The organism is Corallococcus sp. 4LFB (assembly GCF_046520365.1).
Classification (GTDB): domain Bacteria; phylum Myxococcota; class Myxococcia; order Myxococcales; family Myxococcaceae; genus Corallococcus; species Corallococcus caeni.
In genome coordinates this window covers 1-7,674 of the sequence record NZ_JBKGHJ010000409.1, presented here as the reverse complement: position 1 = coordinate 7,674, position 7,674 = coordinate 1, and the positions used below count along the sequence as shown (strand labels likewise).

The window sequence follows — 7,674 nt, the reverse complement described above, 5'->3', positions numbered from 1 at the left end:
GGCGGCGGGCCCAGCCCACCTCCACGCCGTGCACGCGCCCGCCGAAGTACGTCGCGTCGAGCCGGGCGTGGACGGCCTTGAGGTCGAAGCAGCGGCCGCGCGTGCGCAGGGGGGCGCCGGGCCTGCGCTCCCGGCGCACCTGGCCGTGGTGGGCGTGGCTGAAGGCCTCCAGCACCTCGCGGGCGGCGGTGTCGCCGGCCACGTAGAGGGCCAGGGCGCGCACCACGAGTCAGGAGCCTCCAGGAAGAGGTGGTGCAGGCGCAGGCGCACGCCATCCGCGAGGCGGCGGTAGCTCACCAGGGTGGCGCGGTTGTCGGTGAGGCGCAGGTGGACGGGGAGGCCCGAGGAGGGCGGAGACGCGCCGGGCGAGCGTCCGCGGCCCGGGGCAGCGCGTCCTCGCGCGAGGGCAGCGAGCGCGCCGCGGCACTCCCGGGCGCCGGGGCGTCGAACATCGCCAGTTGTCCGGGCGGCGGACGCATGCCGGGAAGGTAAGCCCTGCCCCCGCCCGCTGGCCAGGAGGATGCGGCCCGCCGTGTCCGGCGTCCTACGTGGCGCGTGGCGCTGCTCGGCTCGGCGTGGAGGGCGGCACGAACCTGTCCGACAGTCGGACCGGCTGGGACCGCGTCGCGCGGGCGGACCTCCCGTCACGCCTTGGGGAGCGCCTGGAACCGGCCCGCGAGCGACGCGAGCACGGCGAGCAGCTCCCCGGGCTCCACGGGCTTGGGCACGTGGCTCTGGAAGCCGGCGCGCAGCACGCGGGTGCGGTCCTCGGAGCGGGCGTAGGCGGTGATGGCCACCGCCGGGGTGCGGCCTCCGCGCTCATCCGGCAGCGCGCGCACCTGCTCGATGAAGCCATAGCCATCCGTGCCCGGCATGCCGATGTCGGAGACGAGCACGTCCGGGTGCTCCACCTGGAGCACCTGGAGCCCCTCCGCCGCGGAGCCCGCCGTCGCCACGTGCGCTCCGCTGTCCTCCAGGAGCGTGCGCAACAGCTCGCGCGCGTCCTCCTCGTCGTCCACCACGAGCACCTTCACCCCGCCCAGCTCCGGAGGGGACGTGGGCGCCCGGCCGGGCACCGGAGGCCGTGGCGACGGAGGCAGGGCGGGGTCGCGCGGCTGCGTGACGGACAGGGGCAGGCGCACCGTGAAGGTGGCGCCCCGGCCTTCTCCCTCGCTGGCGGCGGAGGCGGTGCCGCCGTGCATCTCCACGATGTGCCGCACGATGGACAGCCCCAGCCCCAGCCCGCCCGTCTTGCGCGTGGTGCCGCTGTCGGCCTGGCGGAAGCGCTCGAAGACGTGGGGGAGGAAGGCCGCGGGGATGCCCTGACCGGTGTCCTCCACGGTGAGCTCCACGGAGGAGTTGCGCCGCGCCACCACCAGCCGCACGTCGCCGCCCCGGGGCGTGAACTTCACCGCGTTGGACAGCAGGTTCCACACCACCTGCTGGAGCCGGTGCGTGTCGCCCATGACGCTGCTGGAGGGTTCCACCGTGGCCCGCACCTGGATGCCGCGCGCGTCCGCCGCGGGCCGCACGGACTCCAGCGCCTGCTGCACCACCCTGGACAGGTCCACCGGCGCCACGTCCAGCTTGAGCTTGCCGGACACGATGCGGCTGACGTCGAGCAGGTCCTCGATGAGCTGGCCCTGCGCGCGCGCGTTGCGCTCCATGGTCTCCAGCGCGCGTTCGCGGCGGGACTCGGGCAGGTGGCCGGTGCGCAGCAATTGCACCCAGCCGAGGATGGCCGTGAGCGGCGTGCGCAGCTCATGGCTGACGGTGGCGAGGAACTCGTCCTTGAGCTGGTTGGCCTCCTCCGCCTCCTTGCGCGCGGCGCTCTCGCGGGAGAGCAGGGCCTCGCGCTCCATCTCCGCCTGCTTGCGGTCGCTGATGTCGATGACGCTGCCGATGTAGCCCAGGAACTGTCCCTCGGTGTCGAAGCGGGGCGAGCCGGTGTCCACGGTCCAGTGGTACTGGCCGTCCGCGCCGCGCAGCCGGTAGTCCAGCCGGAAGGGCCGCCGGTCCAGGCTGGAGTCCACGAAGGTCCGCCGCGTGCGCTCCATGTCGTCGGGGTGGATGGCGTCGAGCCAGCCGAAGCCCAGCCCCGAGGCCTCCGTCTGGCCGGTGAAGGCATACCAGCCCCGGTTCATGTAGGTCGTGGAGCCCTGCTTGTCCGTCACCCAGAGCATGACGGGGGCGCGGTCCGCCATGTTGCGGAAGCGGGCCTCGCTGTCGCGCAGGGCCTCCAGCAGGCGCTCGCGCTCGTGGGCGACGGCCTTCTGTTCGGTGATGTCGCGCGCGGCGGTGTAGATGAGGCCCAGCTCGGGCACGGGGCGCGAGGCCCACGCGAGCCACCGGTAGCGGCCGTCGCGGGCGCGGAAGCGGTTCTCGAAGCGCAGGGTGGGGATGCCCCGGGACAGCTTGTCCAGCTCCGCGCGGGTGGCCTCCTGGTCGTCGGGGTGGACGAACTCCATGAGGGGGCGCTGGTAGAGCTCCGTCTCGCTCCACCCGAGCACGTGGACGAAGTACGCGTTCACGCGCTTGAGGTACCCGTCCATGCCCGCGACGCTGAACATGTCCGGGGACAGCTGGAAGAAGCGCTCGCGCTCCTCGGCCTCCGCGTGGTGGCGCTCGGCGCTCTCGGCCGTGAAGGGGCGCGAGGCCAGGGCCAGCGCCTCGTCAATGGAGGTGCAGAGCACGCGCACTTGCGACAGCGGCACGTCCAGGTCCGCGCGCTCGGCCCGCGCCAGGATGCAGTCGCGCAGGAGGGCGTATTCGCGCGTGACCAGGAGCAAGTCCGCGCCCAGCCGCAGGCGCTGGCGGCCATGGGCCCCGGCGGCCTCGCTGTGGTGGATCGGGCCGCTGTCGGGCTCCTGCTCCGCGTGCACCAGCGCGTCGCGCAGCTCATCGAGGAAGGCGGGCAGGGCATCGATGAGCTGCTCGCGTGACAGGCGCAGGGAGGAGAAGAGGGGCGTCACGCGGGCGACCCAGTCCTCGACGAGCGCTTCGCGGTCGGTGTCCAGCACCCTGGCCAGGGACGAGGCAGCCGTGCCCCTCATGGGCGCGCGCCCTTCCGGAGAAGGGCCCCGCTCCTGTGAACCCGACGAAGCCATGAGTGGCTTTAGAGGTGAGGCGGCCCGGCGCGCATGGGCAGGGGCGGGGAGCCCGGCGCCTCCCTCCTTGCCCGTTCAGCTGTCAGGGGGAAGCCGGGCGGCTACAACCCCAGGTAGGTGAGCAGCGCGCCCAGGTCCGCGTCGGACAGGGCCTCCGTGCCGTAGGGGGGCATGTTGCCTCCCACGCCGAAGAACTGCCCGTGCCGCACCTTCTCGATGACGACCTGCGCGTGCGGGATGCCCGGGAAGAGCCGGTCGTAGTCCTGCGTCACCTCCGGCAGCAGCGACGCCAGCTCCGTCAGCCGTCCCTCCCCGGTGTGCGTCGCGCCGTGGCAGCCCTGGCACGCCGCCCGGTACACCGCTTCGCCTCGCGCGGCGTCCCCCCGGGGCACGTCCTGGATGTCCTTCACCACCGTGAACGGCAGCGCGGGCGCCCGCGCGTCCGGGCTGATCCGCGACAGGTATTCATACAGCGCGCGCGAGCGAGGCTCCTCCGCCTCCAGCTTCGTCACCCCGCGCATGAAGTTCACGTAGCAGAAGTTCACCGCGTCCAGCAGGTGCGTCTCGTAGCCGCCCCACCAGCTGGGCCGCGCCGCCACGTTGTAGAGCGAATGGCCGGAGTCGATGCGCCCCGCCGGCGCCTCCGGCGTCGTCACGTGGCACGTCGCGCACGAGAAGCGGTTGAACGTGCTCTCCGACAGCCGCGCGTCCTGGAACAGCGCCTCCCCGAAGTCCGCCGCGGACTGGGGCTCCGCCTCGCCGCCGCACCCGGCCAGCACGCCCACGAGCAGCGCCGCCATACCCCCACGCAGGCCCCGCATCACGGCTGCCCCCGCAGCAGGCTCACCGAGTCCGGGAAGAGGCCCACCTCCACCGTGGACACCACCGTGCCCTCCGCCAGGTCCACCACGTGCAATGTGCCCGGGCCGATGTGGTCCCCCTCGCAGACCGCGACTCCGTGGCGCTCGTCCGGCGTCAGCATGAACTGGTGCACGTTGAGACAGCCCGCCTGCGACAGCGGCACCGTGCGCGACACCGTGGACGTCGCCGCGTCGATGACCGCCACCGCGTCCTCCTGCTGATAGGGCAGGTACAGCGTGCGCCCGTCTCGCGTGAACGCGCCGAACATGGGCGCGCCGCGCAGGTACACCGTGCGCTCCGGGTTCATCGTGCGCGTCCCGGGCTCCAGCACCTGCACCTGCTTGCTCGCCAGCGAGCTGACCCACACGTCCCCCGTCGTGGGCGACACCGTCAGCGCGTACGGCTGGTGGCGCGGGTTCGTCGCCGTGCCGGAGCCTGACGCCACCTTCACGCGCGTCACCGGCAGGCCCTCCGCCGCCAGGTCCACCACCGCGACCTCGTCCGACCAGCAGGCCACGTACGCGGTGCGCTCGTCCGCGGACAGGCGCACCGCGTGCGGCGCGGGGCACACCTTCACCCGCGCCTTCACCGTCATCGTCTCCGCGTCGAGGATGGCCAGGCGCGCGACCATGTCCTCCTCCGGCCCGCCCTGCCGCGCCACGTCCGCGATGCGCAAGAGGTCGAAGTGCGTCTGGTACAGCGTGCGCCCATCCGCGCTGACGATGACGTCCCCGGGGTTGCGGTCCACGCGCGCGGACGCCACCCGCCGGTGGTCCTTCGCGCTCAGCTTCAGGCAGTAGCCGTCCGCCGTGCCCGTGCCGTGCGCGCCGTGCGGACCGGAGCCGCCGCCGGGCACGTAGTTGGAGATGCCCACGTAGTAGAAGTCGCCCGCAGGGGACACCGCCGTGTGGTGCGGCCCCTCCAGCTCCACCGGGCTGAGCCCCACCGGCACGCGCGCCAGCTCGCCCCAGCCCGGCGTGCCCAGCCCGTCCATGTCCAGCAGGCTCACGGAGTCATCCAGGCTGTTGGTCACCAGCAGCCGCCCGGAGGGCCCCGGAGGCGGCACCGCCGAGCCTCCCCGCGTCCACGGGGCCGCATCCGCGTACGTCAGCGCGGGCACCTCCAGCGGGCCCTCCGCCCGGAGCGCGCCGTCGTCGCACGCGGCCAGCGCCAGCGCGCAAAGCCAGACGCCGAGCCTCGCGCGGCGCCTCACCTGGCCATCCCCATCGAGAAGGGCACCGGCGTCCCCAGCGTGTAGGGCCCCTCCGTGATGCGGTTCTGCACCAGGTACGCGCTCTCCACCTGCACCGACAGCGCCTTGCCCGCCGCGTCCTTCACCGTCCGCCAGGAGCCGTCATCCAGTTGCCACTGCAACTCGGACGTCAACACCTGCGCGATGGGGCACTCGCTCCCCTGCGCGTAGACCTTCACCCAGTACAGGTCGCCCGTGTACGGCGGCAGGTGGGCCTCGGCGGTGGGCAGCACCCAGCTCCCCAGCCACGCGAGGACCGAGCGCTTCGACTCGCGCGGGTGGCCCTCCAGCGAGGGCACCCTGTGGCCGGGCCGCTCCCGCGACGCGCGCAGCGGGGACGTCCACTGCCACAGCGGCGCGGCCTGGTCCGTGAAGTACGACTGCCCGGACCCGGGCGACACGAGCGTCACCGCGCGCGAGCTGTCCTGGGGCTGGTTCCGCGCATCCACCAGCGTGCGCCAGGCCTCATCCGTGGCGCCGCCCGCGTACAGCGGCTCGTCGCACGCCGAGGCCCCGGTGTCGTCGTCGCCGTTGCAGGCGCTCAGGGCGAGCAGCGCGACGGCGGTGATGCTCCACGGCAGGGACGTCTTCATCGGCTTCATGGGCATGGGTCCTCGCGCCGCCGGCCGCGACGCAACAGGGGAAGCAGGAACAGGGGAAGCAGCGTACTCGCGGGCGCGGCGGCGCAACCGGAGGAAGGCGTCGGGGGAGGGGGCGTGCCCGCGTCTTCCTCGGGCTGCGTCCCGGCATCCGGCACGCCCGCGTCCGGCACGCCGTCCGGGTAGAGCGGCGCGCCAATCGTCTCCGCGACCTGCGGCCAGCGTGACGGGCACAGCTCCCGCACGGGCGTTCCCACCGGGCACTGATGGCTGCCCTGAATCTGCTCCAGGCTGAAGAGGGGCTCCCAGGTGGTGCCTTCGTCGCTGCTGCGCGCCAGCGACCAGTCATGGAGCCACGGCGAGCCGCAGCCGTAGAGGACGTCCCCCACGCGCGTCACGCACGCGTTGCCGGTGGGCAGCGTCAGCTTGGAGAAGGCGCCGCCCTGCTGGCTGCGGAAGAAGGCGTTGTACGTGGCCACCCACGCGGTGCCGCCGTCGGCGGAGACGTCCATGTTGACGAAGACGTCGTCGATGCCCGCCCCCGAGCGCGCGATGAAGGTGCGTCCGCCGTCCGTGCTGTGGAGGATGTGCGTGGCGCCCTGCGCGGACACGCGCGCCCAGACGCCGTGCGCCTGCGTCGGGTCCGTGGCCGTCACCACGAAGTCGAACGGGCGCACCAGGTCCGGGAAGGTCTGGGGCAGCTCCTCCCACGTCTCGCCCGCGTCGTCGCTGCGGAACAGGAACATGTGCGCCGTGTCCGACGCGGACACGTAGAGCGTGCGCGGCTCCGCGGTGGACACGCGCACGGAGGAGAAGAGGACGCCCGCGCGCTGGAGCGGCAGGGCCCGCCACGTCTCCCCGCCGTCCTCCGAGCGGAACACCCCGTTCGTCGCCGACGTGGAGCGGCCCGTGGCCACGTACAGCACCGCGTCATCCGTGGGGTGCACGGCGAGCCCCGTCACCCACGTGTCCTTGAACGCCGGGTGCGACGCCCACGAACACGCGCCGTCCTTCGAGGACAGCAGCGCGTTGCCGGTGGCCGCCAGCAGCGCCCCCGACTCGCGCCAGACGAAGGACTCCGGGCGCCAGCCGCCATACCCCATGGCATCCGGACACACCCAGCGCCACGTCCGCCCGCTGTCGCGCGAGATGACCGCGCCGAACGTGGCGCCGACGAAGAAGTCCTCGGGGTGGCCCTTGCGCAGCGTGACGTTGGACGTCTCCGGCAGGCCCGCGTGCGCCCAGGCCGCGCCGGACCCCAGGAGGCCGGCCACCGCCGCCCCCCTCCAACCCCCCGTGACTCGTGGCATTCGCATCCGGCGCTCCGGGGCAGGCCTCATGGCCCCCCCACGATAACGCCCGGACCGCGCCTGGATAGCGGCGCGGATGGCCTGCTCAGCAGCGGAGCAACCGCGCGCTCCCGGCTCCCGTCACGGCTCCCCTCACGGCTCCCCTCACGGCTCGGAGTCCGGCCGGTCCAGGATGGTGAGGGTGGCGACCCCCAACCTCTCAGGTTCCGCGCTATCAATCCGAGCAGTGGACAGTGCGTCCAGGGCCTGACCCATCTACCCGTGATGACTGGCTTTCCCTGTTTCAGGATGCTACGGAATCAAGGTCCCGGACTCCGGTGGGGACCTCCATGGTCCGCCAGGGGGGCCGGGGGGGACGACAAGGCCGTGACTCCAGACGATTCGAAGGCGGGCGACGTGGCCATGGGCCCTGGCTCCAGCGTCACGCGCGGGGTGTGGGCGCGGGTGCTGAAGGGCGCGGTGGGGGAGGCGGTGCGCGCCTACGAGGCGATGGGGGCGGGGCAGCGCGAGCGGGTCCTGGAGGAGGCGCTGGCGGTGCCCGCGGA

5 protein-coding genes and 1 pseudogene are annotated in these 7,674 nt (G+C 73.4%); all 6 read right to left on the bottom strand.

Annotated features, from left to right (window positions below):
- Positions 1–226, bottom strand: a pseudogene (locus ACLEQD_RS32210) (hypothetical protein); the annotation flags it as partial.
- Positions 227–644: 418 nt separating this feature from the next.
- The gene (locus ACLEQD_RS32205; protein ID WP_410389327.1) at positions 645–3,053 is read right to left on the bottom strand and encodes a PAS domain S-box protein; all 2,409 of its coding nucleotides are present in this window, start codon (positions 3,051–3,053) and stop codon (positions 645–647) included.
- Between the two features lie 155 nt (positions 3,054–3,208).
- On the bottom strand, positions 3,209–3,907 hold the full coding sequence (locus tag ACLEQD_RS32200) for a c-type cytochrome (RefSeq protein WP_410389326.1): 699 nt from the start codon (positions 3,905–3,907) through the stop codon (positions 3,209–3,211).
- A gap of 20 nt (positions 3,908–3,927) precedes the next feature.
- Positions 3,928–5,181: a YncE family protein gene (locus tag ACLEQD_RS32195; RefSeq protein WP_410389325.1), complete on the bottom strand. Its 1,254-nt coding sequence runs from the start codon at positions 5,179–5,181 to the stop codon at positions 3,928–3,930.
- The gene (locus ACLEQD_RS32190; protein ID WP_410389324.1) at positions 5,178–5,822 is read right to left on the bottom strand and encodes a hypothetical protein; all 645 of its coding nucleotides are present in this window, start codon (positions 5,820–5,822) and stop codon (positions 5,178–5,180) included. The genes ACLEQD_RS32195 and ACLEQD_RS32190 overlap by 4 nt, the downstream gene beginning before the upstream one ends.
- Entirely contained in the window at positions 5,819–7,093 is a 1,275-nt protein-coding gene (locus tag ACLEQD_RS32185; RefSeq protein ID WP_410389323.1) for a WD40/YVTN/BNR-like repeat-containing protein, read from the bottom strand. The genes ACLEQD_RS32190 and ACLEQD_RS32185 overlap by 4 nt, the downstream gene beginning before the upstream one ends.
- Positions 7,094–7,674: the final 581 nt, after the last annotated feature.

Bases quoted from the DNA above. Each gene is read 5' to 3' on its own strand.
- ACLEQD_RS32205 (WP_410389327.1), bottom strand. From the start codon at position 3,053: ATGAGGGGCACGGCTGCCTCGTCCCTGGCCAGGGTGCTGGACACCGAC.
- ACLEQD_RS32200 (WP_410389326.1), bottom strand. From the start codon at position 3,907: ATGGCGGCGCTGCTCGTGGGCGTGCTGGCCGGGTGCGGCGGCGAGGCG.
- ACLEQD_RS32190 (WP_410389324.1), bottom strand. From the start codon at position 5,822: ATGAAGCCGATGAAGACGTCCCTGCCGTGGAGCATCACCGCCGTCGCG.